This is a genomic window from Thalassorhabdus alkalitolerans, from assembly GCF_042656525.1.
Lineage (GTDB): Bacteria > Bacillota > Bacilli > Bacillales > Marinococcaceae > Thalassorhabdus > Thalassorhabdus alkalitolerans.
Genome location: NZ_JBHSOZ010000003.1, coordinates 582,512 through 608,373 on the forward strand (window position 1 = coordinate 582,512; position 25,862 = coordinate 608,373).

Annotated in this window: 29 protein-coding genes; 10 read left to right on the plus strand and 19 right to left on the minus strand. The window is 41.5% G+C overall.

The window, feature by feature from the left end:
- Positions 1–4 precede the first annotated feature (4 nt).
- The 4 genes from mraZ to ACFPU1_RS05535 form a co-directional block, all read right to left on the minus strand.
- The gene (gene mraZ, locus ACFPU1_RS05520) at positions 5–436 is read right to left on the minus strand and encodes a division/cell wall cluster transcriptional repressor MraZ (RefSeq protein ID WP_100399426.1); all 432 of its coding nucleotides are present in this window, start codon (positions 434–436) and stop codon (positions 5–7) included.
- A 154-nt stretch (positions 437–590) separates the two neighbouring features.
- On the minus strand, positions 591–2,213 hold the full coding sequence (gene bshC, locus ACFPU1_RS05525; protein ID WP_198153398.1) for a bacillithiol biosynthesis cysteine-adding enzyme BshC: 1,623 nt from the start codon (positions 2,211–2,213) through the stop codon (positions 591–593).
- Between the two features lie 89 nt (positions 2,214–2,302).
- Positions 2,303–2,692, minus strand: coding sequence for a DUF3397 domain-containing protein (locus ACFPU1_RS05530; RefSeq protein ID WP_385939333.1), 390 nt, complete (start codon positions 2,690–2,692; stop codon positions 2,303–2,305).
- Positions 2,677–3,609, minus strand: a complete 933-nt coding sequence (locus ACFPU1_RS05535; protein WP_385939335.1) for a 2-dehydropantoate 2-reductase — start codon at positions 3,607–3,609, stop codon at positions 2,677–2,679. Before ACFPU1_RS05535 ends, ACFPU1_RS05530 begins: the two co-directional genes overlap by 16 nt.
- 190 nt (positions 3,610–3,799) lie before the next feature.
- On the opposite strand from ACFPU1_RS05535, the gene ACFPU1_RS05540 reads away from it, so the two are divergent.
- Positions 3,800–4,312 carry an N-acetyltransferase gene (locus tag ACFPU1_RS05540; RefSeq protein WP_054635249.1) on the plus strand — a complete coding sequence of 171 codons (513 nt, stop codon included), beginning with the start codon at positions 3,800–3,802 and terminating at the stop codon, positions 4,310–4,312.
- A 235-nt stretch (positions 4,313–4,547) separates the two neighbouring features.
- Here ACFPU1_RS05540 and ACFPU1_RS05545 read toward each other — a convergent pair whose 3' ends face one another.
- The 4 genes from ACFPU1_RS05545 to ACFPU1_RS05560 all read right to left on the minus strand — a co-directional run bounded on the left by ACFPU1_RS05545 (position 4,548) and on the right by ACFPU1_RS05560 (position 7,043).
- Positions 4,548–5,189, minus strand: coding sequence for an RsfA family transcriptional regulator (locus ACFPU1_RS05545; RefSeq protein WP_385939337.1), 642 nt, complete (start codon positions 5,187–5,189; stop codon positions 4,548–4,550).
- Between the two features lie 133 nt (positions 5,190–5,322).
- Entirely contained in the window at positions 5,323–6,081 is a 759-nt protein-coding gene (locus tag ACFPU1_RS05550) for an enoyl-CoA hydratase/isomerase family protein (protein WP_054635246.1), read from the minus strand.
- Positions 6,082–6,274: 193 nt separating this feature from the next.
- Positions 6,275–6,448, minus strand: a complete 174-nt coding sequence (rpmF, locus tag ACFPU1_RS05555) for a 50S ribosomal protein L32 (RefSeq protein ID WP_054635245.1) — start codon at positions 6,446–6,448, stop codon at positions 6,275–6,277.
- Between the two features lie 61 nt (positions 6,449–6,509).
- On the minus strand, positions 6,510–7,043 hold the full coding sequence (locus ACFPU1_RS05560) for a YceD family protein (RefSeq protein WP_054635244.1): 534 nt from the start codon (positions 7,041–7,043) through the stop codon (positions 6,510–6,512).
- Positions 7,044–7,264: 221 nt separating this feature from the next.
- On the opposite strand from ACFPU1_RS05560, the gene ACFPU1_RS05565 reads away from it, so the two are divergent.
- Positions 7,265–8,512, plus strand: a complete 1,248-nt coding sequence (locus ACFPU1_RS05565; RefSeq protein ID WP_054635243.1) for a nucleotidyltransferase — start codon at positions 7,265–7,267, stop codon at positions 8,510–8,512.
- Between the two features lie 246 nt (positions 8,513–8,758).
- On the opposite strand, the gene ACFPU1_RS05570 is transcribed toward ACFPU1_RS05565, so the two are convergent.
- Positions 8,759–9,802 (minus strand): SepM family pheromone-processing serine protease, encoded by a 1,044-nt coding sequence (locus ACFPU1_RS05570; protein WP_385939340.1) that lies wholly within the window; start codon positions 9,800–9,802, stop codon positions 8,759–8,761.
- Positions 9,792–10,592, minus strand: coding sequence for a patatin-like phospholipase family protein (locus tag ACFPU1_RS05575; RefSeq protein WP_385939342.1), 801 nt, complete (start codon positions 10,590–10,592; stop codon positions 9,792–9,794). Before ACFPU1_RS05575 ends, ACFPU1_RS05570 begins: the two co-directional genes overlap by 11 nt.
- 143 nt (positions 10,593–10,735) lie before the next feature.
- Between ACFPU1_RS05575 and ylbJ the strand changes: the two genes are divergently transcribed.
- On the plus strand, positions 10,736–11,956 hold the full coding sequence (gene ylbJ / locus ACFPU1_RS05580) for a sporulation integral membrane protein YlbJ (RefSeq protein WP_385939343.1): 1,221 nt from the start codon (positions 10,736–10,738) through the stop codon (positions 11,954–11,956).
- Positions 11,957–11,989: 33 nt separating this feature from the next.
- On the opposite strand, the gene coaD is transcribed toward ylbJ, so the two are convergent.
- Positions 11,990–12,481, minus strand: a complete 492-nt coding sequence (coaD, locus tag ACFPU1_RS05585; protein ID WP_054635242.1) for a pantetheine-phosphate adenylyltransferase — start codon at positions 12,479–12,481, stop codon at positions 11,990–11,992.
- Positions 12,482–12,491: 10 nt separating this feature from the next.
- Positions 12,492–13,097, minus strand: a complete 606-nt coding sequence (gene rsmD / locus ACFPU1_RS05590) for a 16S rRNA (guanine(966)-N(2))-methyltransferase RsmD (RefSeq protein ID WP_385939345.1) — start codon at positions 13,095–13,097, stop codon at positions 12,492–12,494.
- A gap of 376 nt (positions 13,098–13,473) precedes the next feature.
- Between rsmD and ACFPU1_RS05595 the strand changes: the two genes are divergently transcribed.
- Positions 13,474–13,863 (plus strand): DUF7147 family protein, encoded by a 390-nt coding sequence (locus tag ACFPU1_RS05595; RefSeq protein ID WP_385939347.1) that lies wholly within the window; start codon positions 13,474–13,476, stop codon positions 13,861–13,863.
- Positions 13,864–13,998: 135 nt separating this feature from the next.
- Here the strand turns inward: ACFPU1_RS05595 and ACFPU1_RS05600 are convergent, their stop codons facing one another.
- Complete coding sequence (locus tag ACFPU1_RS05600) at positions 13,999–14,274, minus strand: YlbG family protein (protein WP_054635241.1); 276 nt, start codon at positions 14,272–14,274, stop codon at positions 13,999–14,001.
- Between the two features lie 170 nt (positions 14,275–14,444).
- Between ACFPU1_RS05600 and ACFPU1_RS05605 the strand changes: the two genes are divergently transcribed.
- Positions 14,445–14,765, plus strand: a complete 321-nt coding sequence (locus tag ACFPU1_RS05605) for a hypothetical protein (protein WP_054635240.1) — start codon at positions 14,445–14,447, stop codon at positions 14,763–14,765.
- A gap of 47 nt (positions 14,766–14,812) precedes the next feature.
- Here the strand turns inward: ACFPU1_RS05605 and ACFPU1_RS05610 are convergent, their stop codons facing one another.
- On the minus strand, positions 14,813–15,079 hold the full coding sequence (locus ACFPU1_RS05610; protein ID WP_054635239.1) for a hypothetical protein: 267 nt from the start codon (positions 15,077–15,079) through the stop codon (positions 14,813–14,815).
- 319 nt (positions 15,080–15,398) lie between these two features.
- On the minus strand, positions 15,399–16,181 hold the full coding sequence (locus tag ACFPU1_RS05615; RefSeq protein WP_054635238.1) for an SDR family NAD(P)-dependent oxidoreductase: 783 nt from the start codon (positions 16,179–16,181) through the stop codon (positions 15,399–15,401).
- A gap of 463 nt (positions 16,182–16,644) precedes the next feature.
- Between ACFPU1_RS05615 and proB the strand changes: the two genes are divergently transcribed.
- The 4 genes from proB (at position 16,645) to ACFPU1_RS05635 (ending at position 20,944) form a co-directional block, all read left to right on the plus strand.
- Complete coding sequence (gene proB, locus ACFPU1_RS05620; protein ID WP_054635237.1) at positions 16,645–17,748, plus strand: glutamate 5-kinase; 1,104 nt, start codon at positions 16,645–16,647, stop codon at positions 17,746–17,748.
- Between the two features lie 21 nt (positions 17,749–17,769).
- A complete protein-coding gene (locus tag ACFPU1_RS05625) occupies positions 17,770–19,017 on the plus strand; it encodes a glutamate-5-semialdehyde dehydrogenase (protein WP_385939350.1) in 1,248 nt (415 codons plus the stop codon).
- An 11-nt stretch (positions 19,018–19,028) separates the two neighbouring features.
- Positions 19,029–19,868 carry a pyrroline-5-carboxylate reductase gene (gene proC, locus ACFPU1_RS05630; protein WP_385939352.1) on the plus strand — a complete coding sequence of 280 codons (840 nt, stop codon included), beginning with the start codon at positions 19,029–19,031 and terminating at the stop codon, positions 19,866–19,868.
- Between the two features lie 206 nt (positions 19,869–20,074).
- Entirely contained in the window at positions 20,075–20,944 is an 870-nt protein-coding gene (locus tag ACFPU1_RS05635; RefSeq protein ID WP_385939354.1) for an ion transporter, read from the plus strand.
- 47 nt (positions 20,945–20,991) lie between these two features.
- On the opposite strand, the gene ACFPU1_RS05640 is transcribed toward ACFPU1_RS05635, so the two are convergent.
- The 4 genes from ACFPU1_RS05640 to bioB form a co-directional block, all read right to left on the minus strand.
- Positions 20,992–22,359 carry an aspartate kinase gene (locus tag ACFPU1_RS05640; protein ID WP_385939356.1) on the minus strand — a complete coding sequence of 456 codons (1,368 nt, stop codon included), beginning with the start codon at positions 22,357–22,359 and terminating at the stop codon, positions 20,992–20,994.
- A gap of 468 nt (positions 22,360–22,827) precedes the next feature.
- Complete coding sequence (locus ACFPU1_RS05645) at positions 22,828–23,169, minus strand: hypothetical protein (protein ID WP_385939358.1); 342 nt, start codon at positions 23,167–23,169, stop codon at positions 22,828–22,830.
- A 259-nt stretch (positions 23,170–23,428) separates the two neighbouring features.
- Entirely contained in the window at positions 23,429–24,217 is a 789-nt protein-coding gene (locus ACFPU1_RS05650; protein WP_100399448.1) for a PRC-barrel domain-containing protein, read from the minus strand.
- A gap of 77 nt (positions 24,218–24,294) precedes the next feature.
- A complete protein-coding gene (gene bioB / locus ACFPU1_RS05655) occupies positions 24,295–25,311 on the minus strand; it encodes a biotin synthase BioB (protein WP_385939359.1) in 1,017 nt (338 codons plus the stop codon).
- Positions 25,312–25,532: 221 nt separating this feature from the next.
- Between bioB and ACFPU1_RS05660 the strand changes: the two genes are divergently transcribed.
- On the plus strand, positions 25,533–25,838 hold the full coding sequence (locus tag ACFPU1_RS05660) for a MerR family transcriptional regulator (protein WP_054635234.1): 306 nt from the start codon (positions 25,533–25,535) through the stop codon (positions 25,836–25,838).
- Positions 25,839–25,862 lie beyond the last annotated feature (24 nt).

The window sequence follows — 25,862 nt, forward strand, 5'->3', positions numbered from 1 at the left end:
CACTTTACATGTCAAAATCTATAATGTTTTCTGCGATTTCACTAAAGGATTCCTGGGAATCTTCAAAATAAGCTTCCCATTCACTTTTACTCCAGATCTCTACCCTGCTCGATACTCCGATAATGACACATTCCTTTGTTAGCTGAGCGTATTCCCGCAGTGTCGATGGAATGTTTATTCTGCCCTGCTTGTCCACATCACATTCGGCAGCGCCTGAAAAAAAGAAACGAGTAAATGCACGAGCATCTTTTTTAGTGAAAGGGAGAGTTTTTAACTTTTCTTCTAATCTTTTCCATTCATCCGGGGGATAAACAAATAAACAGCGATCCATTCCTCTTGTAATGACAAAGGAGCTTCCTAGTCCCTCTCTAAACTTTGAAGGGACAATCATTCTTCCTTTGTCATCAATGTTGTGGTGATGTTCCCCCATAAACATCGCTGTACCATCCTCTCCACTTTCTACCTTTAAGGTACCACATTCCCCCACTACGTACCACGATTTCTTTTATTTTTTTTGCGACAAAAAAGATCTCCCGTATTCGGGAGATCTTTTAGTAAACAGCCAAAAGGCTCTGAAAATATCTTGTTTTTTACAAATAAATCAGTTTATGGTTCTTATTTCTTGTAATACCACTTTGACAAATGTCACGAATGAAGCTTTCTCCGTACTCATTCAGCACCGGGTATATGCTCCATACCCGCTCCTGGGGATTCGCGGCCGGGAACAGTGTTTGTTCAATAAAATCAAGGCGATGCAGTGACGTTTGTACCTTTTTCTCTTGGAGATCAGTAATCTTCTCCCCAAGCTTTTTTACTTCATTTACTATGATATGATAGTTCTTTTCTCCATAAGAGGTATGAGAAGGGTTCACCTTGGAAAGAGCCTCCTGTAAGGGAGCATGGATCTCCTTTATTTTCATGACGGCCTCTTCGGCCATGGAAATACCATCAACCTCGATTGCATTTTTTTTGACCTCTTCTCTCTTTTTGCCTGTTCCATGCTGAATAACCTTCCACGGATCAAGGTTTTCTTCCTTTAGAATTCTGGCTCCCTTTCTGTCAACCACGGAAAAATGCATCCTGGGCAATACGGGTGGCATGTGATACCCAAGGTGGTGAAACAACGGCTGCAGCAAGCCCCAATACTTAATTTCTCCGGGACCAGCAACAAAAGACAGCACTGGAAGAACTGCTTCCTGCACTAATGGCCTCGTAGCTACATTACTGCTCAGTTTTCCAGGAGAGTGGTGGATCTTTTGGATAATATCCTCTTTTGTGAACTGTACTTGTCCCTTTTTCCCTTCAAAAAGACCACTACCCTTTCTAAACAAAAGCTCACGGCCAAATTTCGTATGATAAAAAAAGTGAGCTGAATCAGATTGGGCCTTCACAGGTGAATCATAGCCCCTGGTATTATAAAGAGAAATTCTTTTCATAAGCCGACTGGAAAGCTCCGCGTTCTCTTCAACTATTTTTTTAAAAATTTCTCGTTCCAGCTTTCTCATTTCTATGTGGTTGGCATCCAGTAATACCAGTCCCTCTTCCTTAAAGAGCCACTGCATCAGCTCACCAAAAAAATGAGTCATTGAGGAGGAGCGGGATGCCAGTTTTGTTATCGTCCCGGTAATTTTTCTTGTAAAGGGAGTTTCCCGGTAGGATTTCACCGCTTCCTCCATCCATGTAACAAAAGCCTCATCATTCAGGCGCTGCTCTGAAACAGGTTGCCCGGGATTGTATGACCCCTTATAGGTATGCTTGCGGGGACCTTTCATTCCAGGAAGGAAAATATGGTTCACTTCATGCCAATCGTGATCCTCACCGGCAATCCAAAAAAGCGGGATCACCGGAATCCCCAGCTTTTCTTCCTGTTCTCTTGCTTCAAGCACAAGGGTGACTGCTTTTGAAATAGTATAAAAAGGACCGGTGAGAATCCCAGCCTGCTGTCCTCCGACCACAAAGACTGAGCGATGGTCCTTAAGTTTATCAATTTGTTCCAGAGCAAGCTCATTATGTGTAAACGTCTGCTGGTAATTGACCAGGTGTGTATGTAGTGCCTTTCGGTCAAAGGACCTTTTTGTTAATTCCATAAAACGCTGCTTCATGTCTTCATCTTTATAATGATAATCAAAAAGAGAGGAAACAAAGGGATCTCTGTTTCTGTATTTTTGGACGAACAAAGATGAAGAAGGAAGGTTTTGTTCTTCAATTTTCATAAAGGTCAAACCTTTCTTCCTAGTGGTGATTTATCTTGATTTCAATTACAGTGTATCAAATCCAGAGAAAAAACCGCTATCTTTCTGGCTTATAAGATAGCGGTAGTAATTCGAAAAGACAACCCGTAAAGGGATAAGCCGAAATATGCAATAAAAAATAACATAAAACTAAACCGCCAAATCCCTCTTGCAAGCCGTGGAATTTCAATGTCCGCCCGTGCTTTCCAATGAATGAAGGTAAAAAAACAAGCAATGCTCAGCACTATGATGATCATTAACCAAAGAAATGATCTTCCCCAGATTTCAATTGCAAGAAAGTAAACGGCAGCCATAAAGAACAGCGTGGAAACATCAGCTGCCAGCCTTACCGCCCGTCCCTTTTTCTTTGTGATTTTCACCGTGAAAATGTAAACCAAGTAAAAGCCTAACAGGGGCAGTGTGATGACTGTCGCCAAAATCCAGGCTAATACATCCCCCATTTTCCTCCCCTCCTTTTCTCCAGTCCTTTAATACTTTGATACACAAAGTTATGGCAGGGCATAGGGATTCTCTGGCTTTCCCCTTTTTTAACCAAGTAACCAGTGATGGCGTCAAGTTCTGTAGGGCGATGATGCAAGACATCTCTTAACATAGAGGATTGATTTTCAGCGGTGTTTTCACAAAGACTGCAAAGATCGTGCCAAAGATTTGGACTATGCGGCAAAGAAAGAACTGAGGAGGCTTCCATGAATAACTGATTCATCACTTTTTTAAAATAAGGATTATCGATTAATTCACCGTTTTTCACTTGAAAGAGAGCCGTTAAAGGGTTGATGACACTGTTAAATAAAAGCTTCTCTTCCATCTTTTCCTTCCAATGTGCGATTTTCTTAGCCGCTAACCCTGCTTCATCAAAAATATGTAACATTTGCTGTAAAAGGGGGCTCTCTTTTGTCACTGCCCCTATGTGCAGAATCCCTTGTCCTGTATGTTTTACTGTATTATCATTCACTTTTAGAGCTCCATGCTCGACTATGCCCGCAAATGTGTGATAGACATTCTGTTTTTGACTCTGTTCTAGCAAGGGAGTATGAGCCATACCATTCTGCAGAAACAAGACTCCTGCTCCCGGCTTTATTTCAGGCAGGCTTTTCCAGATTTTCTCAAGATCGTATGACTTTACGGCAATTATTATGAGATCAGCATGTTCTACTGCCTTTTTCTTTTCTCCCCATGTAACTGCCTCAGCTTCTGCAGTAAACTGTCCTTGAACATGAATTCCGTGTCTCTCTATCATTTCTTTTTGGGAGTGACGCCTGCAAACAAGAACTGTTTCAGCTATCCTGGCTGTATATCCAGCGAGGAGCAGACCGACTGAACCTCCTCCCACAATGGCAACCTTCGCTTTCATCTTCATTCCAACTTTCTTCTTTATTACCAGTTGAATATAGCATTTAAATTTTAGCACAAAGGAAAACAACTTCCTATTGCTTTCTTGCGATAAATTTTTTGATAATTATGCATATTTATAATTTTCATGTCTAAAGCCGACAAATGTGAAAAACTATAGTAAAATGAACTTATTAGCTGCAAAGGAGGATGAACTTATGAGTACAGCAGAAGTTAAGCGCTTACTTGTTAACTTCAAAACACTTGAAGAATTCCAAAATTTCAAAGAAGTTGGCGTGCAAGAACTGTCAATGAAAGAAGAATTAGAAGAAAACATCATTGAAAATGACAGTGAATCTCCTTTTTATGGTATTTATTTTGGCGATAAGCTTGTAGCTAGAATGTGTTTGTATAAAATTGAAAAAAGGTTCGATTTGTATTTTGAGCCTCCTCAGGATTATTTAGAATTGTGGAAGCTTGAAGTTTTAGAACCTTACAGGAATAGAGGTTTTGGTGAGGCCCTGGTCGCTTATGCCAAAAACATGGGACTCCCTGTGAAAACAAATGCTCGACAGCAGTCTCATGGCTTTTGGGAAAAAATGGGCTTCGAGCCGGTTACCTATCAGGAAGGACGTGACCGGGGGCAAAATCCTTACGTGTGGTACCCAAAAGGAGTAAAAGAGCAGCAGCCGGAGAATACTCCCTCAGCGGATGTCCAGTCTGTAGAATAATGTATAACGGCAAGGGGCCGGGCTCAAAAGTTAACCTTTGAGCCCGGCCCCTTTTTCACATAAATCTTTACTGCAGTACGACACCGGATAGAGGCGTATGCTTTCACCCAGGAAACTTTCCCTTTCGCTCCTGGGGAAGAAAAAATCAGGGTAGATCCCAGCAGACACAACTCTTGAACAATTAGCACCAAAAAAGAGCCCTAAGAATAAATATCGTAACACCCTGCTATGGTTCTTACCCTTCACGTTCTGCATAAGGAAAGTTTTTGACGGCATGAACACTTGTCAGTTCTTTCGCCCGGTCCATGATATCCATAAAAATCTCATAATCACTTCTTAACTTATCATATTTTTCCTGCAAAGAAAGCAATTGTCGTTGATATGCCTTCTTTTCTCTCTCTAGTTCTACTGCCTTCTCTTCTATTGCTGAATATTTTTCTTTCCAACTCTCATTGCTTTGCTCCTCCTGATGAAGAGAATGCAAGAATTCAATAATCTGAGGCATATCAAGAGCCTTCTTTTCGGTCTCTTCCATACTTTTTTCGCCGAACCCTTGATTGGTTATACTATTCCTTTCCTCAAAAGCCACATGGCTTTCTGTTGCCATCTCCAATTCAGCAGGTATATAGCTCTTGTCCTGTATCTCGGAAGCAGGTTCTTGTCTATGTTTCTTTGCCAGCGCGATCGCACTTTCATATTTTTTCCGAATAGCAGCATTCCACCTAAAGCCGCATGCTGCAGCGGTTCGTTTTAATTTCTCTCCCACTTCTTCAAAAGCAGCAAGCTGGGTACTTCCTTCTCTTATATGCCTTAAAACCACTTCGGCCAAGATTAAATCTTCATCTTCATTCCAAGCATCCTGCCTTGCAGCCTCCATAATCATCCCTCCATTTACTAGCTTTTCTTTTCATAGCTATGAAAAGAGGCTTACAGATAGAATAATGTCTACCAAAGATTATCTCCTTATTCTTCTGTTATTATTCCAATGGAAAAAAAGATGGGAGAAAGCACTATTTACGGATAAATTTGTCCACAGCATCATGATGAGCATCTTTTGCCCACAGAGTTGAGCAATCATCTATTTCTCGTTCTATTCTTTGCTGAAGCTTCTCTCTATCTATTCTATCGGTGAAACGGGCCTTGTAGGCAGCAAGAACATCCGAGTTCAGATTCACATAGGAAGATAGATAACGTTCACTCTCTTTTTTAAAGTCTCCTTCAATCAAAGAGGAAATGAAACCCAGGTTCTTCCCTTCCTTTGCACTATACATTCTGGCTGTCATTACTATCTCCAAGGCTTTAGCAGGCTCGATCCTTTCGAGGAGCATGGAAGTACCACCCCATCCTGTCGTTATCGCAAGCTTCCCTTGCACAAAGCCAAACTTCGCATGAGGAGCTGACACTCTGATGTCACAAGCCGACGCTATTTCACAGCCGCCTCCAACCGCTGTTCCATTTAAAAGAGCAACCGTTGGCTTAGGGAATAAAAACAAACGAAAGAGAACCTGAGACATTTTCTGAAGCATGGCATGGGCTTCTTCTTTTGTCCTTAAGTGATGAAAAACGGATAAATCTCCCCCTGAACAAAACGCTTCATTTCCTGCCCCAGTGATGGCCACTACTTTATCAGCCTGGTTGTTTTCTATTTCGTCCAGCTTTTTCTCTAGTAAATCCATGCTTTCCATATCCATTGCATTACGCTTTTCTGGTCTGTTTATTGTAATGTATGCTACATTCTCTAAACGTTTTATATGTACTTTTTCTTTCACATTCTGCTCCCCCTTTTATCTTCTTACCTTTCATTCGACAGCGGTCCTTCACTTTCCCTCTTTTTTCACCTTTTAAAAAACTTTGGAAGAGACCTTCATTGAAAGTATGTTCAAATAAAAAGAACGGGTAAGTGTGATGGGATTCCTCACCAAAAAATCCCCTGCCATATCGGCAAGGGATTGGGGACACCTATTATTTGTTAATAACATTTTGTCCTTTGTAAGATCCGCAATTCTTACATACGCGGTGAGATCGCTTCATTTCTCCACAGTCCGAGCATTCAACCATACCTGGAACCTCTAGTTTGAAATGAGTACGACGCTTGTTCTTACGAGTTTTTGATGTACGTCTAAAAGGTACTGCCATCATTCCCACCTCCTTTAAGGTGCGTAAAGTGTTTCATAAAGAAACGAGGTTTCTTTATCTCTTATTTGTCAAAATACTTGGCTAAATCAGCCAGTCTTGGATCTACTTTCTTTTCCTTTTCTTCTTCCCTGGCTTCCTTAAGTTCATCCTCTGTTACTACTTCCCAATCCTGGCCTTCTTGAGGAGCCTGGGGTTCCTCTCCATTTTCAGCAAAGATTTGAATAGGGATTTGCAAAAGAATATGCTCTTTGACGTACGGGAGAAGATCGACAAACCCATTCACTGGTTCATGGGTATCTTCGTCTTTTTCCTCCAGAGCACTATCTGTAAGAATAAACCGTTCCTGAGCTTCCACATCAAATGGGAGCTCTACGTCAGCCAGAGTACGTGAACAAGGAAGAACCATAGATCCTTGTATGCGAAGAGTAAAGTTAACTGTTTGTCCAGTAAACTCTCCACGGCCAGTGACATTGACAGGAGTAATGCGGCGGATTTCCTTATCTCTATCCACTAATTCACTCACATCTACCTGCTCTTCTTGAATCTCAAGGCCTGAATGCCTTTTCGCTAATAATTCTTGTATACTCCATTTCATTGGATATCACCTCAAGGCAACAAGGGTAATTATAGCTGTCCATAGATTGTTTGTCAACATTTTTTCTTTACATTATAATGTAGAGAAAACATGCTTATTTATCATAACATGAGACAACAATCTTACAAAGAAACAGCTACTGATACTTACTTTTTCTAATAACCTAAATAAAGCTGATAAAACACCTTTTTTACAGCACATCTTAAAGGAGGCATCTCTATTTGAAAGTTACAGGGTTAATTGTTGAATATAATCCTTTTCATAATGGTCATTTATATCATTTGCAAGAATCAAGGTCAAGCACAAATGCAGACATCATTATCTGCGTCATGAGCGGCTACTTTTTGCAAAGAGGAGAGCCAGCCCTTGTTTCAAGGCGCACACGGACGAAAATGGCTCTTGCCGGAGGTGCTGACATTGTTGTAGAACTTCCTTATGCTTATTCCGTGCAGCATGCATCTTTGTTTTCCCGCGGGGCCGTAGCTGTGCTGGAAGCTATGGGAGCAGATACTGTGGTTTTCGGAAGCGAACATGGGAAGATTACTCCTTTCCTTGAGCTGGATTCTTTTCTTATGGACCACCAGGCTCAATATGAAAGTCATATACAATCTTTTGTCAAGCAGGGCATGAGCTATCCACGAGCATCTTCTGCAGCCTTTTCTCAGCTGAATCCCGGTCATGACCTTCCTGACATTTCGCAGCCAAACAACATTTTAGGGTATAACTACGTAAAAGCAATACGAGAGCTGAAAGCAAAGATTAAGCCTGCCACGATAAAGAGAATAGGTGCAGGTTATCATGAAAAAGAGAAGAATTCTCAATCGATTGCCAGCGCTACAGGGATACGCCATGAGCTGATTGAGAAGCAAAATCATTTGGAAGCTGTTGCCGATACGATGCCTTCTTCTTCCTTTGACCAATTAAAAGAGGATCAGGACCACCAGCCTGATTTCTTTCATTGGAATCTTTATTATCCCTTTTTACAGGCAAATTTACTCACAGCTTCTCCTTCCCGCCTCCGGGGCATATATGAAGCGGAAGAAGGTCTTGAAAATCGTTTTATATCCCAGGCAAAACAGCACTCTTCTTTCACTGCCTTTATAGAAGCTGTGAAAACAAAGCGGTACACATGGACAAGGCTGCAGCGCTTAGCAACCCATATCTTGACTGACAGTGACAAAGAATTGATGCTGAAAGTGCTGCAAGCACATAAGCTGGAATCTATTCGCCTGCTTGGCATGAATGAAAATGGGCAAAAATACCTGAGTCTCGCAAGAAAAGAAATGGAGATTCCTCTTGCTACAAAGATGAACCGAAAAAAAGGGCCTCAGGCGGTACTCGATGAAAAAGCAGCTCTTGCTTATTTTCTTCCCCTACCCCCTTCCAAGCGAATACAGCGTTATAAAGAAGAGTACTCCCTGCCTCCTGTCCGATTTGCTTCAAAGGAAGACCGCTTTTTAAGTAATTGAAAAAAGAGTCTGGGACAAACCAAGCTAATAAGAATGACCTTACCCTGCAAAATTCAGGAGCGTGCCGTTGCTTTTGCTGTCAACGATCTCGTGAAATCCATGCCGGATGAAACATTCAGTGACTTCCTGGGTTCAGCCGGATAACGAACTATGTTGAAGGTAAAAATAAGGCTCCAATTATCAAAGACGATAATTGGAGCCTTATATATTATCCCATCCTCTTTCCTTTATAAAAGGCTGATCAACCTAGGGCTCGTAGCTTTCTAAAAAGGTGATGGCATCGTCAAAAGTCTCAACCGCTACCACTTCCATTTCTGCATTGATATCCTCGGCAGCTTCCATTGCTTCCTCATAATTAGAGATTTCTCCTAAATCATCGTCAGGGGCAAAGAAAACATCTATACCGGAATTCTCAGCAGCCACTACCTTTTGCTTGATACCGCCAATCCTTCCTATGTTCCCATCTTCATCAATGCTTCCTGAGCCTGCTATGTTCAAGCCCTTGGTTATGTCTCCCTCAGTCAATTGATTATAAATTTCTAAAGAAAACATCAGTCCTGCTGAAGGCCCTCCAATAGCACCGGCTTCAATATTTGTCTCCGGCTCGAAGGTGACTTCTCTTTCGGTTACTGGATACATAATCCCAAGGCCTGCTCGCTCTGTATCATCCATGTCAGATGGAAAAGTATCCATTTTTACAGTAACCTCTATTTCCTCATTTTCCCGGACAACAAGAAGCTCCACTTCATCTCCCGCTTCTTTTCCATCCAGGTTCCCATGAAGGTCGTCTAGTGTGTTTATACGCTGGCCGTTAATTTGCTGAATCAGGTCGCCTCCCTCTAAATGATTGGCAGCATCCATTTCATCGATCACTTCGGTGACTCTAACCCCTTGATAATCAATGTTGACTTCATGACCAGCTTCCCGGTAGGCGACTATTTTTGCAGCTTCCTGAGAGTCTGTCATCAGCATCGTCTGCCTATGAAAGTATTCCTCATCTGTTTCCCCGCTCCGCAGAAAAAGCTCTTCATGGAGCAGCTCCCGGTAGTCACTCATTTGTGCCCACATATACAAGGGAAGATTGGCCCTTCTCTGCCTGACGGTTGTTAAATAAAACTGACCTTCTTCTCCATACCCTTCTGTCACTTCTATCATGTCAGCTAATGCAACAGCTTCTCCCGGCTGTGAATAATAATAAGGCAGAGGAATTTGATAGACAGCCAGCAAAGCAATAATTAGAATAACAGCAATCCAGCTTCTGGAAATCCCCCTTTTTTTCTTAGATTCCATTGTTTTTCTCCCTCCACTTCGTCAGCATTTCTTTGATGTGGTGAATCTGCCCTTCAGCTGCTTTTTCGCCAAGGGCGATTAATTCATTAACTTCTTCAAAGACAATCGAATTATAATACTTGGTAATGGGACGAATCATGATATCTGCTTCTATTTCTCTGTATTGTAGCAGTTGTCTGCCCATAATTTCCATGCTTTGCATAATAACGTCATAAATAGAAGAAATTTCAGTTTCCCTCTCATAAAAAGAAACATCAACTGCTATCGTTAGATCCGCTCCCATTTCTTTTACAACGCTGGCAGGAACCCTGTCTATCACCCCTCCGTCTACGAGAAGCCTTCCATCTATTTTCTCAGGAATGAATATACCGGGGATAGAGATGCTTGCCCTGACTGCATCAGCCACTGGTCCTTTCTTAAACACGACACGCTCCCCGCTTTTTAGGTCGGTCGCTACAATATGGACTGGCACTTTTAAATCTTCAATATTTTTCTGCTTAGAAAGCATATAAATAAGTTCTTTTAACCGTTTACCAGTAATCAATCCCATTTTAGGAACAGTGAAATCAATATAAAACTTCCTTCTAAACATCACTGCCATCTTTTCCATATTTTCAATGCTGTGACCTGCTCCGTACATCGCTCCGACCAAAGCTCCCATACTGCTTCCGGCCACAAAATGAATAGGAATCTCATGTTTAAGAAGAGTTTTTATGACACCAATATGGGCGAAACCCCTCACTCCTCCTGAACCTAGAGCAAGTCCGATCAAAGGTTGTTGTTTTTCCAAAAGGCCAGCACTCCTTTTACAAAAAGGATATGGTTCTACTTTACGCCAGTCCGCGTATATTGATTACAAAACATGTCCAATTTTTGGTTGAAATAAGCTGGGATTTTTAATCTTACTTATTTTCCAGCGAAGGAGGCAAGCATTTGCAAAGAGCAAAAGCTCAGTCACTTTTACTCGCAGCAGGGGCCGTCTCTGTCGCGGTTTCTTTGATGGTGTTTCCAAAACAATCTTTTGAAGCTTCCCTTAGAGGCCTTACAATGTGGTGGGAAGTGGTGTTCCCTTCCCTGCTTCCATTTTTTATCCTTTCTGAACTGTTGATCGCCTTTGGAGTAGTCAGCTTCCTTGGAGCTATGCTTGAGCCATTAATGAGACCTTTGTTCAGAGTGCCTGGAACGGGTGGGTTTGTCTGGGCCATGGGCCTAGCGTCAGGGTACCCGGCCGGAGCGAAGCTGACAGTAAGGCTGCGGCAGGAAAATATAATTTCAAAAACAGAGGCTGAACGCCTTGTATCCTTTACTAACTCTTCAAATCCATTATTCATTATGGGGGCAATAGCTGTCGGTTTTTTCCATGACCCCCAATTAGGGTTAGTGTTAGCCGCTGCCCATTACCTGGGCAATCTTTGCGTAGGACTTGTCATGCGTTTCCACGGAAGTAGTGAGACGTCAGGATCATCTTCTACCCCACCAAGCACAAAAATTTCCCTTAGTTATGCTGCAGACCTTCTGCATAAAGAAAGAATGAAGGATACGAGACCTTTTGGGAAAAAGCTTGGGGATGCTGTCCGCTCATCCATCGATACGTTATTAATGATCGGCGGGTTTATTATTTTATTTTCTGTATTCAATGAGCTTTTGCACCTCGTAAATATTGCATCACTTCTTGCTTCTGCATTGGCTGCTTTCTTTCTCATTTTAAAGCTTCCCCCTGACTTAAGCCTCCCTTTTATATCAGGATTATTTGAAATCACTTTAGGGGGTCGGCTGGCAAGTGAAACAACAGGCGCCAGTCTGAAAGAGCAGGCTGTCGTTACAAGCTTTATCCTTGCTTTCAGTGGGTTTTCCGTACAGGCGCAAGTGGCCAGTCTCTTAGCTGAAACTGATATTCGTTTTAAACCTTTTTTTATTGCCAGAATATTTCACGGATTCTTCGCTGCAGCTTTGGCTCTTTTATTATGGGAGCCTCTTTATGAGAGCAAGGAAGCTGCTGTTGAGCAGTTCATTCCTGTCTTTTCACCTGCAGATTCCACTGCCTTATACTCATACTGGGAAACTTTCCTGGCGTGGGGAGGCTTATTTACTTTTATCATGCTGGTAGTCTATGTTTTTCTTCGGGCCAGGAAGCTTTTTCTGTACGCTCGCTGAGTATAAAAACGGCACTCCTTGCAGAGTGCCTTTTCACCTGTTCTCATTAGCAAATTTCTTAAGCAGCTCCTTTTCCACCACGGTAGGAACCAATCCGGAAACGTTCGCTTCGTATTTAGCCACTTCTTTTACAATACTTGAGCTTAAGTAAGAGTATTGGTTGTTTGTCATCATGAAGAAAGTCTCTATATCGGGGTTAAGCTTTCTATTAATGGAAGCAGCCTGCATCTCGTATTCAAAATCAGAGACTGCTCGCAACCCCCTTACAATTGTCCTTGCCTCTTTTTCTTTCATATAATCAACGAGCAAGCCATGAAAGGAATCGATTTCTACATTCCCCATTGTATTTGTAGCTTCTTCAAGCATTGCCACTCGTTCATCTACAGAAAAAAAGGGTGTTTTGCTTCGATTGTGAAGCACAGCTACGACCACGTGGTCAAAAACTTTTCCACTTCTTTCTATAATGTCTAAATGGCCATTGGTCACAGGATCAAAACTCCCTGGATACACCGCAATACTTGCCATTGTGCCACCTCTATTCCTCTTCGTTATTTTGCTGTAATCCAAGATAAGAGAAAATACTTACCTTTGTATCTCCGTATTTATCTTCATGCTCCATTACTACGTTTTTTATTTTAGCTGGCAATTGTACGTTTGCATCATGCTCACAGACAATAAGGCAGCCGGGGTTTAATAATTCATATTCTAAAAACAGCTCTATTTCCTGTGCCAGCTTTTGACTCGCATAAGGAGGATCTAAAAATATGACGTCAAATGCTGCGTGCCTCTTTGCTAAGGCTTTTAGGGCTCTGTGCGAATCATTTTTATATACTTCGGATTGATCCTCAAACCTGCAGGCCTTTAGGTTTGAACGGAGTGTTTGCAGAGCCTGTCTGGATGAATCTATAAAAATCATATGCTCCAGCCCTCTGCTGATCGCTTCAATTCCAAGGCCGCCGCTTCCTGCATACAGGTCCAGACCTCGCCCGCTTGCAAAATATGGACCGATCCTGTTAAAAATAGATTCTTTAACCTTATCAGTCGTTGGGCGTGTATTTGTGCCTGGTACAGCTTTTAAGGGCTGTCCTTTTCGTGTTCCTGATATTACTCTCATAGCATGCCCGCCTTTATCTGCTGTCATTATTATCCTATATAATCCTAACATAAAAAGGGAAAAACCTTAATTCATTCAACTAAGGACCTGTTACCGTCAAATTTTCTTGTTTTCTTTAAATCGTGTATAAAAAATTCCGCCCCGGTTTATAATGTGGATAGCAGCATGACCCCATGTTGCTGACAACCGCGGAGAAGACTTACGTTTCCCCATAAGTTCTTCCTCCGGTTTCTCCTCTCCCATTGCTTGCTTAATATGGCAGGCGCCCCCCACGCTTCGGCGCAGGGGGTTTTTTTATGGCTGCGGACCCATCCATGTAATCCCTTTCTTTCTGAAGTGAGAAAGCAGTGGTATGCTTAGTTATGTAGAACTAGAAAAGCAAATAAAAAGGAGAGACAAGGATATGATACAGCGATTTATCGAGCTTGGAGAAGGCTACGCGGATATTTATGAATGGCTTTCGCTCGTTGAAGCGAATAGCCATCGTGTAAAATACATATTAAGATTAGATACGGAAATTAACAACCGAAATGTGTCTTCCATTGCCGCTGTGTTCACTCCTTCAGGGGAGAGCCACTTTCAGCCGGTATATATATGCAGGGAAGGTCTTTTAAATCCTGAACATAAATCCACCCAGCGTTTTGACATGGTCTATAAAGCAGCCAGCTCCCTTAACAAGAACATTATTCCTTTATCGGTCAAACCATCCAGTATGTTTCCAGAAAAAGAGTTATATTATCAATATTTAATAGGCATCTTACGAATGAATAAGTATCTTACTCCTCTTTCTTAGCAGTCAAAACTGATTGCATACAGGTCCATGTTGTGCAAAAGAGGAACATAGAAAATAGTAAGCTCTTTTCTCACTCACCACCCCATGACGACCCGCCTCCCACGCATTAAAAAACCCCCGGAACAATTCCGGGGGCTACAATCCCATGTTATAGTCATAGGATTTAACCTTATCTGGTACTTTGCTTTGATATTCAGTACTCACATAAGGACGCATCGATGGTTCTACTTTTTTAACATAGTGAAGTGATTCTATTTTCTTCGCTGTTTCATCTGTATCTTCTTTATTACAATAGACGATTGCGTATTTCATCTTTTTCGAAACATAATGAACGTTGCCAAATTTTCGCAGCTGCCGGACATGTTTCAATGAACGCAGCCAGACGGCCAACCCTTGACGTTCTGTGATCATGGCATGCCCGCTCCTTTGTACGTATGTTTGCTCCTAGTCTAGCATGACTTTTACAAAACGGCAATATCATACAGTAATTTCCATAGTTGTTCTTTCTTTTATTATTGAAGTACGTCTTCTACTATGTGTATTAGATCTCTTTACCTATCCAAGGAAAGGAGCAAAAGGTAATGGAAGAAGCATGGAAACGTTTTTTTATCTATCTTCATGAAAACCATCCTTCTATACATATTCAACGAAAAAAGATAGCTGGCACCAATTTCCTTTATGTTGAAGCTATACACCGGCAAAGTCTAGTTGAGGAAAGCCTAAGAAAAGCAGCTGCGTATGCAGCCAAAGGAAAGCTGCTGACTACTTTTTTAACTTTCGTACGCATGGATGAGCCTTCAAACGAATATGTCTATTCCCTTCGCTTTCAGGTTCCAATGCAGAAAAGATTTTGCTGTGGAAAAGGGTGTGTAGACTGTGTTCGTTTTCAAAACGGCCCTTAAACATGAAACAGCTGCTTTCCTGCCACCAGGCAGAAAAACAGCTACTCTTAAAAGGCCAGGACAACAGCCGTGACTAATGAGCCTGTTCCAATGAGAAACAATACACCATTAATAATTTTTAGATGCTTATTTCCTTTTTCATGAAGATAATATAAGGTAAGAAACACTGCCACACAAACAACGATGAATAAGGAACCTATCACTGCATCCCCAATAGCATATTGTGTAAATTGAAGCATAATCGCCACGCACCATAAAATGGCTAAGCCAATTCCTACCCATGTAAATAATTTCCTTGGTTGAATTTTCGGCACCTCCTACGTTTCCTCGCTCTTTATTTTAACAAACACACCTGCACCTATGCATTCTTTTCCCTCGTAATGTCCTCTTTTTGTTAAAATAATGTGTAGTTCTAACAAAGAAGGGTGAAAAATGAATGATATCTTCCCCATAAAAAATTAAAAAACATCCTATACCCAAGGATCCGGCGATGACTTCCTTCCTTTTACCAATGAAGAACTAAAGCATATGGCCTCTGTTATTAAAGAGCAGCAGCTGGTCCTTGACCTAAGCCTCCATGAATTTGCCTATGATGTTGTTTACCGGAGAGTCGGCGGCAAATCCTGACTGATTTTATTTTTGTTTAAACTGCTTTCCGGCAGCTCTTTCCAATAACCTCGGTGCTACTCCATAAATCTTTGCCCCTGCGTTCATCCACAAAGGGAGATTCATTTCTCTCTTTGGCTTCTTAATAAGCTTTAGGGTTTTTCTTGCCACCTTATCAGGAGACAACATAAATTTCTCAACATTTTTTTCATAGGTGCCTTGTTTATCTGCTTTCTCAAAAAATGGGGTTTTTATCGGGCCGGGATTAACGGCGCTTACAATGATTCCATCGTCCTCCACTTCCATGCGAAGACTGTTTGTAAAGCCAAGAACAGCATGCTTCGTTGCAGAATATACTGCTGATTTTGGGGTCGCAATTTTGCCGGCCTGAGAAGAAATGTTTATAATGTGACCTTGTTTTCTGGCTGTCATAGAAGGAAGTACAGCCCGAGTCATTTGAATAAGACCGACTGCATTAACAGCAAACATCCCTTGTATATCTTCAATTGGCGTATCGATAACTTTTTCAAACAACCCATAACCTGCATTATTGATAAGAACATCGATATGCCCTTTTTCCCTCAGGATCTTTTCTATCCCTTTAATCACCTGCTCCGTTTCTGTAATATCTCCAGGAAGCACCATCGCATTGCCACCAAGCTTTATGATTTCCTCCTTTAAAGCAAGCAATTTATCTTCTGACCTTGCGATAAGGACTAGCTCCTTTGCTCCCTTTCTGGCAGCCGCACGTGCGATCCACGCTCCTAGTCCGCTTGACGCGCCTGTAATTACAATGACTTTATTTTTCATTACGATTCCTCTCTTTGCTATAGATCATTTTCTTTGCCATTTATTTTTTTATTCTATCATTTACATACCCTGAGCCCCATGTTAGTAAAGTTGAGTTTCAATTTTTTTAGGGGAGATCTTGACATTTCTTCTGTTTACAACACATAATGTAATATAAAATGATCGATCAGGTGTTGAAAGGGAATAGTAGATTATCATTCAAGCGTCAGAGAATGGAACCCATAGGCTGAAAGGTTTCATCGCTGTGAAGTTTTCGAACCTGCCCTGGAGCCGTCGGGGATAAACCCGACCGTTTCCCGCGATAAGGGTAAGCGAGTGGACGTTTAGATTGCGTCAACAAAAGGTGGTACCGCGGAAAGAAGCCCTTCCGTCCTTTACTGGACAGAAGGGCTTTTTTTATTGAAAAGCATTTCAGAAGATGTCTCTTTACGAGCTGTGAAATAAAAAGAACCAGGTGATAAATGTGGCCAAGGAAAGAATTGTCATTAAAATCGGAAGCAGTTCTCTCACAAATGCAAAGGGTGGATTAAGCCGCGAAAAGCTTCAAAGGTATGTGAAAGAAATCGCTGACCTAAAACATGCAGGGCATGAGGTCATCCTCATCTCCTCAGGAGCAGTGGCAGCCGGATTTACAGAAATCGGTTATCCTTCAAGACCTGTAACCATTGGCGGAAAACAAGCAGCAGCTGCAGTAGGCCAAGGGATATTAATGCAGGCTTATACCGAAGAATTAAAAAAACATAACATCTCGGCTGGTCAAATCCTCTTGACACGCGATAACTTTTCAAGCAGGTCCCAGCACAAAAATGCCTATACAACTTTAACTGAACTCCTTCACCGAAAAGTCCTTCCTATTATAAACGAAAATGATTCCATCGCAGTCGATGAGTTAACATTCGGTGATAATGACCTGCTATCTGCTCTTGTCAGCGGACTGGTTCATGCCCAGACATTAATTATCCTGACAGATATTAATGGGATTTATGATGCTAACCCTAATGACACCCCTTCAGCCAAACGTTACCATTTCTTACCGGAAATTACCGGGGAACTCCTTTCCCAGGCAGGCTCCTCTGGGAGCAAGGTGGGAACAGGGGGCATGCGTTCTAAGCTGGAAGCTGCAAAAACCGCTCTTTCTTTAGGAGTAAGCTGCTTTATCGGCTCTGGTGAAAACGAGGGAGCGCTGATGGATATCTTATCTGGCAAAGGGGACGGTACGTATATTGGTTTTCCCGGTGCATTTATTTTAAAAAACAAAAAGCAATGGATCTCTCTCCACTCACAAGTCTCAGGCCAGGTTATTATTGATGATGGAGCAAGGGATGCTATCCTTTATAAAGGGAAAAGCCTGCTTCCGGCAGGAGTGGTAGATTTTTACGGCTCCTTTTCTAAAGGAGCTGTGGTAGAAGTTATTGATGAAAAAGGAAATGTTCTAGGTAAAGGGCAGATCAATGTCTCTTCTACTGAGCTTAAACAAATAAAAGGGAAACCGTCACAGGAAGCCCTTTATTACACAAAAACCGCGCGTGCCGAAGTCATCCACAGAGATGACTGGGTGCACAGCTAAAAAGGAAAGGATGTTTCATACATGGATGCGATTTATCAACAAGGAAAACTGGCGAAAGAAGCTGCTGCTGTGTTGGCTCCTCTTTCTACATCAATAAAAAATGAAGCCATTCAAAAGATGGCAGAACAGCTTGAATTAGATAGTGATAAGATCCTGTCTGCCAATAAAAAAGACCTGGAAGAAGGAGAAAAGAAAGGCTTCTCTTCCACTCTTTTAGATCGACTTCGCTTATCAGAAGAACGAATAAAGGATATGGCTGAAGGCATGAGACAAATTGTCGAGCTGCCTGACCCGGTGGGTGAAGAGATTGAATCCTGGACACAGCCAAATGGACTGGATATTCAAAATGTCCGTGTGCCAATCGGTGTCATTGGCATGATCTATGAAGCAAGGCCAAATGTTACAGTTGATGCCTCTGCTTTATCACTGAAAACCGGAAATGCTGTTCTTCTTAGAGGCAGTTCCTCTGCTTTTGCGTCCAATCAAGCAATTGTGTCCTCCCTCCACTCTGCTTTGGAGAAAAGCGGGCTGCCAAAGGAAGCTGTTCAGCTCGTTCAAGACACTTCCAGGGAAGCTGCATCTACCATGTTTACAATGAATGAGTATTTGGATGTATTGATCCCCCGTGGAGGAGCAAACCTGATCCAAACAGTGGTCAAACAGGCATCTGTTCCAGTGCTTGAAACGGGAGTAGGAAACTGCCATATATACATTGATGAAACTGCTGAAGAAGACATGGCATTATCCATTGCAATTAATGCCAAAACCCAGCGTCCTTCTGTCTGCAATGCAGCCGAAACCATACTTGTGCATGATAAATGGGCTGAAGACCATTTATCTCGACTTCTTCATGCTTTACAAGATAAAGATGTCACTATCCGCGGCGATGCTAACGTACGTAAGTATGATTCAGCTGTTGCAGAAGCTACTGAAAAAGACTGGGATACAGAGTATTTAGATTTGACAGTGTCTATGAAAATCGTGGACAGTGCCGAGGAAGCGATTGCGCACATAAAAAAGCATGGCACCAGCCACTCAGAAGCGATCATCAGTGAAACCAGAGAGAATGTAGAGAGCTTTTTTTCCAATGTGGATGCTGCAGCCTTATATCATAACGCATCGACCCGCTTTACTGATGGATTCGAATTTGGCTTTGGAGCAGAAATCGGTATCAGCACACAAAAGCTTCATGCAAGAGGGCCAATGGGCCTGAAAGCATTAACTTCCACGAAATATCTTATTAAAGGCAATGGCCAAATCAAAGGCTAGGAGGAATAAAAATGCTGCGTAATTATCATGTGACGTTTGTGGGTGCAGGGTCTATGGCAGAATCCATTATTGGCGGCCTGCTCAGTAAAGAGCTTTTGGCTCCTGAACAAATCACTGCAACGAATAACTCAGAAAAAGAACGGTTAACGTATCTTTCAGACCAGTACGGGATTAATACAACTTCAGATAAAGAAGCAGCTGTCGGAAAAGCAAATATTGTAGTATTAGCCGTAAAACCAAAGCATGTAGAGGAAGCCATATCTGATATCCAAAGCGTTTTAGGTGAAAATCAGCTTCTCATATCTGTCTTGGCCGGCATTTCCACAGCATACATTCAAAAGCTTTGTCAAAAAGAAATCCCTATTATCCGCACCATGCCAAATACTTCAGCAAAGGTGGGAGCATCAGCAACGGCTATGACTCCAGGCAGTTTTGCTTCCAAGCAGGACCTTGCTGTCAGCCAGAGCTTGTTTCAGGCCATTGGCACTGTAACTACCCTGGAAGAAGGCAAGTTAGATGCTGTCACTGGTTTATCAGGAAGTGGTCCTGCCTATGTTTATTATATCGTCGAAGCCATGGAACAAGCAGCAAGGGAAACAGGACTTGAAGAGCAAGAAGCCAAAGAACTAATTATCCAGACCCTTTACGGAGCTTCCAAAAGACTGCAGAACACAGACAAGTCCTCCAGAGAATTATATAAAGAGGTCATGAGCCCGGGGGGCACTACTGAAGCTGCCTTTGAGGTCCTTGAAAGTCATGGCGTCCAGCATGGTTTACAAAAGGCAATTGAACGCGCAGTCAAGCGTTCAGAGGAACTTGGGGTCTCCAGCAAAACACCGACCTCCTCTTGACTTCCTTCATGAAAGGCTTTGGGACATCCAAAGCCTTTTTTTACGGGACTAGTCTCTTCAGAGAAGCTTCACAAAATAGTTGAATCTTAAACTCTTCCCTCTAGAGATAAAGTTTAGTAGAATCATAACGACTGGGTTTTGTCGTGATTTCAGCCTAAGTTGCAGCTCTTTATTTATTTAAATAGGAAAGTGGAGGCAAACCTTGTATGTCAACAGAAAAAAAGCCCAGGACGATGCGCGAAAAAGCCGCTGTATTGGTGAACCATCCTGCGTTCACTTACACCGTCCTCACTATTATTATCATTAATGCCATTATTGTCGGTATTGAAACTTATCCAGGTGTTTACGAAGCCAACAGAGATACTTTCTTTTTAGCCGACCGTATTCTCATCTGGATTTTCACTATAGAAATTGCCCTTCGTATGTACGCGGCTAAACCTTTCACATCTTTCTTTAAAGGTGCGTGGAACTGGTTTGACTTTTTAATTGTTGCAGCGAGCCATGTTTTTGTTGGAGCGCATTTTGTCACAGTGCTAAGGGTACTACGTGTCCTTCGTGTTCTTCGGATGATTTCTGTCATTCCCTCTTTGCGTAGATTAGTAGATGCACTGCTCATGACAATACCAGCTTTAGGAAATATTCTTATTCTGATGAGTATCATTTTTTACATTTTTGCTGTGATCGGTACGATGCTGTACGCTGATATAGCACCTGAATACTTTGGGAATCTTGAACTTTCCTTACTGACTCTCTTCCAGGTTGTTACCTTGGAATCATGGGCAAGCGGCGTTATGCGCCCGATTTTTGCGGAAGATCCATGGTCCTGGATATACTTTGTAGCGTTTGTCCTTGTTGGAACGTTCGTTGTCTTTAACCTCTTTATCGGGGTTATTGTAAATAATGTGGAAAAAGCCAATGAAATGGAGCTTCCGGATGTGAAAGCTGACCTAAAGGAAGATCATAAAGAACTGGCAAAAGGACATGAGGAACAAGAAACAGATATAAAAGAGCTGCGAAAGGAAGTTGCAGAGCTTAAAGAACTTTTGATCGAGCAGAATAAAAATATAAAAAACTAGGAAATTCATAAAAAAAGCAGCCTTTTATAGGCTGCTTTTTTTATGAATTATTGAAGCACTGTTTTTGCACTGAAAAATTCTTCGTAAAGCCCACTGATGGCTTTATCAACATTTTCCTCCTTAATACCGAAGGCCAGTGAGACCTCGGAGGAACCCTGGTTGATCATTTCAATGTTTACTCCATTATCAGATAAAGCTTTGCTCGCTCTAGCAGCAATGCCTACTGTTTCATGCATGCCTTCTCCAACAAGCATGATCATAGCAAATCCTCTTTCAATATACGCATCATCTGCACCTAATTCATCCATAATTCTGCGTATAATGCGCTCTTCTTTTTCTGGGGTCATCTGGCTGTCTTCGAGAATGACAGAAGTATCATCAATACCTGATGGAATATGCTCGTAAGAAATCTCCTCGTCCTCAATGATTTCTAATAAACGACGTCCAAAACCAACTTCACGGTTCATTAAATACTTACGCACATAAATAGTGCTAAAGCCTTTATCTGCTGCAATTCCTATAATTGGATTTAATGCATATTCTCTTTCTGCGATAATCATTGTGCCGCTGCCTTGAGGATTATTCGTATTTTTGATGCACACAGGGATGGATTTTCTAAACGCAGGGATTAATGCCTCATCATGAAAGACCGCAAACCCCGCGTAAGAAAGCTCCCTCATTTCTCTGTATGTCATTCTTTTAATCGCTACAGGCTCTTCTACTACCTTAGGGTTTGCAGCAAATACTGAATCTACATCAGTAAAGTTTTCATAAAGTTCTGCCTGTACCCCTGCCGCAACGATAGAGCCGGTAATATCAGACCCTCCACGTGAAAACGTAACTAACCGGCCTTCTTTGGAATAACCGAAAAATCCAGGGAAGACTAATACCCCATTTTTTTCACGCAATTTATAAAGGTGATCGTACGCTTCAGGAAGTACTTGAGCATTTCCTGGCTCATCACTTACATATAAACCTGCTTCTTGAGGGTTTACATACTCAGCAACCACACCAATGCTTTGAAGATAACGAGCTACCACTTTAGCATTGTTATCTTCCCCTGCTGCTTTGATCTGGTCCATAAACTGCTCAGGGTTTGCGGTATCATATGAAAGACGGCTTCTAAGGTCATCTTCAATTGTTTTTACTATATCTTCATCTAAATTCAAGCCAGCTGCGATATCGCTAAAACGCTCAACTACATCCTGAAGTTCCTTCTCCGCTTCTTTTTTCTCTAAGTATGTTTCCCCTAAGCGAATAAGTAAATCAGTGACTTTCGTATCTTCATCCGTTCTTTTTCCTGGTGCTGAGACAACCACTAGTCTTCGGTCATTATCAGAAGTGATAATATCTGCGACTTTCTTAATTTGTTCTGCACTAGCTAAGGATGTACCACCAAATTTGGCTACTTTCATCTCCTATTTACAACTCCCATACTGTTTTTTTCTCTTCATTTTCTAAATATTCTCCAAAGATAAGGCTATCACAATGAATAGTCACACTCAAAAGGTGTTTGCTGGCATTATATCGTAATTATCCGGAAATAGGAGTGTGAGATTCATTGACTGGTCAATCTCATTCAATCGATAGCAGATAGTGTCAATCACACTCATTCTTCCTTCATTTAGCAAATATTCAATAAACTTACTTCTTGATGAGGTGATGTTTTATCTTTTTCGTTGTGCTTTGCTGCAAAAGCCAGTATCCCTTTATCCGTATTACCCTGTATATAACTCTTTTAAGCTTCTTTTTTCTCTAAGATACTTCTTTTTGAGCTATCATCAAAAAAACTCTAATATTATATTTTTACCATAGAAATGGAGCTTAGGCTATGGGGTATGTAAAAAATATGAATGAAAACACCTTCCAATTAAGGAAGGTGTTTAGTTCGCCATATGATCGGGCCACTCAGCCCATTTTGTAGGAACAATTCCCATTTCTTTAAGTAAAGCTAGATTTAATGAGACATCCTCTTCAACCAGGCTGTCCGACGTGCATTCTGCTTCTGCTTCATAACCCAGCGTAACAGCATGCTCTAAAGCCACCTCCTGAAGATTATTCGTGAGCTCAGCTTCCTCAAAACATGGAGGCGATACATATGTCTGGTTGGTGTGATCAATAATCACCCTTACACCCTCGGGTGCATACAGGCTTGTAGAGACAAAGAATCCTAGAATAATCAGGATGCCAAGTAAGGCAGCCATTGTAGATACAACGATTTTCATTAATTTAAATCCTTTCTTTTCTCTTTCTTTTTTCTAAATATGCTTTCAAAGATTTTCAATCCTATGTAAACAGAAACCAAGTTTATTATACACGCTGCCGGCTCGCATGAGTAAAAAGAAGTTTTATCTTCACTAAATAATCAAAATGCCTATTTTTCCTCACTTGTTATGGACGAGACTCTATTTTTAGTTACTACCAAAAAAAAAAATGGCTGTTGAGAACATTTTCTCAACAGCCTGATTCATTCATACAAAGCAATTACAACTCCCGATCCCAATAATTTTCTTTTTTGAAGTGACTATAAAGATCTTCTTCAAAGGATCTTTCTACAGGATTCCCAGTTTCATAATCAGGAGCCTGCTCTATTTCTTCCTTGTTCACATTCATGTGAATATCACCGTTTACCCAGTCTACTTCGTTTACCCAATCTGTAGATAAGAGAACTTCTTTAGAGGAAAACATTTTAGATGAGCTGACGACCATATACCTTACCTTCCAGGTTTTATCTTCAATCAGAAGGTTGGAAACATTGCCTGCAGCTTCTTCATAAGCAACAATATTATACCCGGTCCAGTCTCCTGTTAATTCCTTTGCGCTTCTAAGCTTCGGTCCTTCCTGCTCATTTTCTTCAGTATCCTGCTCTTTAACTTCATTAGCAAGATCATCACTTCCAAGGCTTGCTAAATCTCTTGCGTAAGCATGATGCCCCCAGTAGCCTGCAAAGGGCCAGTAATACGAAAAACCATAATATTGATGATACTCTTCTTCTTTTTGTCGGGATATTGCTTCACTTGAGTCAATATCAGGTGCATCTTTAATCTGGTCTTTGGTTAGATCAACCCTCACTACTCCTTCTGATAAGTCAACGCTCTCAATAGAAATTGGGGAAATAAGAACCTTACCTCCGGGAAGCCACGGGTTTGTGTTAACGACCATATACCTTACCGTCCAATTATCTTCTTCAAAGAATAAATCGTCCACTTTTCCAATATCACCGTCGGTTGCTTCTATAGAAAAGCGGACAAGATCTTTTGCTGGAAATAACATAACCCTTCCTCCTTAAACAATCTTTGGTTATGTACATTCCTCAGTTGTAAAAAGTTCAAACTTTCCTGCAGCTCTTTCTATGGCAGAATGGCATCTTCTAAAGCATTTTCTTCAATATCAAAACCAAGATCTTTAATCATTTGATGGTCTGATTCAGCAATTTGTCCGCCCGTTGTAAGATAATCTCCTACAAAAATGGAGTTTGCAGCATACAAAGCTAACGGTTGAAGGGATCGGAGGTTCACTTCTCTTCCTCCGGAAACTCTGATTTCTTTATGTGGAAGTATAAAACGACTTAAAGCCAGGATTTTTAAAGAGCGCATTGGTCCTACCCCATTTTGGTTTTCAAGTTTGGTCCCTGGGATAGGATGCAAAAGATTAATGGGGATGGAATCTGCATCTAGCTCTCGTAGAGCAAATAAGGCTTCAATTAACTGCTCGTCCGTTTCTCCCATTCCGGCAATTAACCCTGAACAAGGAGAAAGACCTGCTTCCTTTGCATGGTTGACTGTCCCAACCCTGTCCTCGTACGTATGAGTAGTTGTTATTTCTCCATGGTGATCTTTATGAGTATTTAAGTTATGGTTATATCGATGAACCCCTGCTTCTTTAAGCCTGACAGCCTGATGCTCCTTTAAGATTCCGAGACATGCACAGATTTTAAGTGGATAAGCAGCAGTAATTTCTTCTACAGCAGAAGCCACGTGTTCTACTTCTTTGTCGGTAGGTCCTCTTCCGCTCGCAACGATACAGTACGTTCCTGCTTTCCGACGCATCGCTTCCTCCGCACCCTTGACAAGGGCCTCTTTCTCCAGAAGTGGATATCTGTCTATTTCATTTTGTGCTTGGGAGGACTGAGAACAGTATCCGCAGTCCTCTGGACAAAGTCCGCTTTTGGCGTTCACTATCATATTAAGTTTCACCTTTTTTCCATAAAAATGCTTCCTGACCTTAAACGCAGCATCCAGAATGGAAAGTACTTCGTCTTCATCAGCTCGTAAGACAGCCAGCGCATCATCTTTTGATAAGGTTTCTTTTCTAATCCCCTTTTCTGCTAAAATCCCCCACTCGTTCCATCCATTTTTTAATGTCAAGTTAAACCCCTCCCATTAATGTTAACCAATTATAATTAAAGGTTAACATTAATGGGAAGGGAAAACTACATAATTGCATAATTGTTTCGATTTTTTTACATTTTTAAATACTCTCACTTTTTAATGTTAGATTTTCTTACATAAGGGGAGCCGGTAATCCATATCTGTGTTAACATTTTATTAAAAGAAAAGCAATTGTGAGTAAAAGGAGTGGAATCCGGGTGGCTTCTTACAAGGATAAGAAAGTGATAACTATTGGGGTTGTAAGTGAGTTGACAGGCCTATCAGAAAGAAAAATTCGTTACTACGAAGAAAGAAAGCTGTTAGCCCCGGAAAGGTCAAAGGGTGGAACAAGAAAATACTCATTTCAGGATGTTGAAAGGCTTGTTGATATTGCCAATAAAATGGAAGACGGAATGCAAACTTTTGAAATACGTAAGATGGAGCAACGTGAACTAAAGAACAAACAGCTTCGTGAACGGATGCTTCGAGGACAAATTAACGCAGCCTTTAACATGAGAAAATAATGAAAGAAGCTTCTGTACATAGAA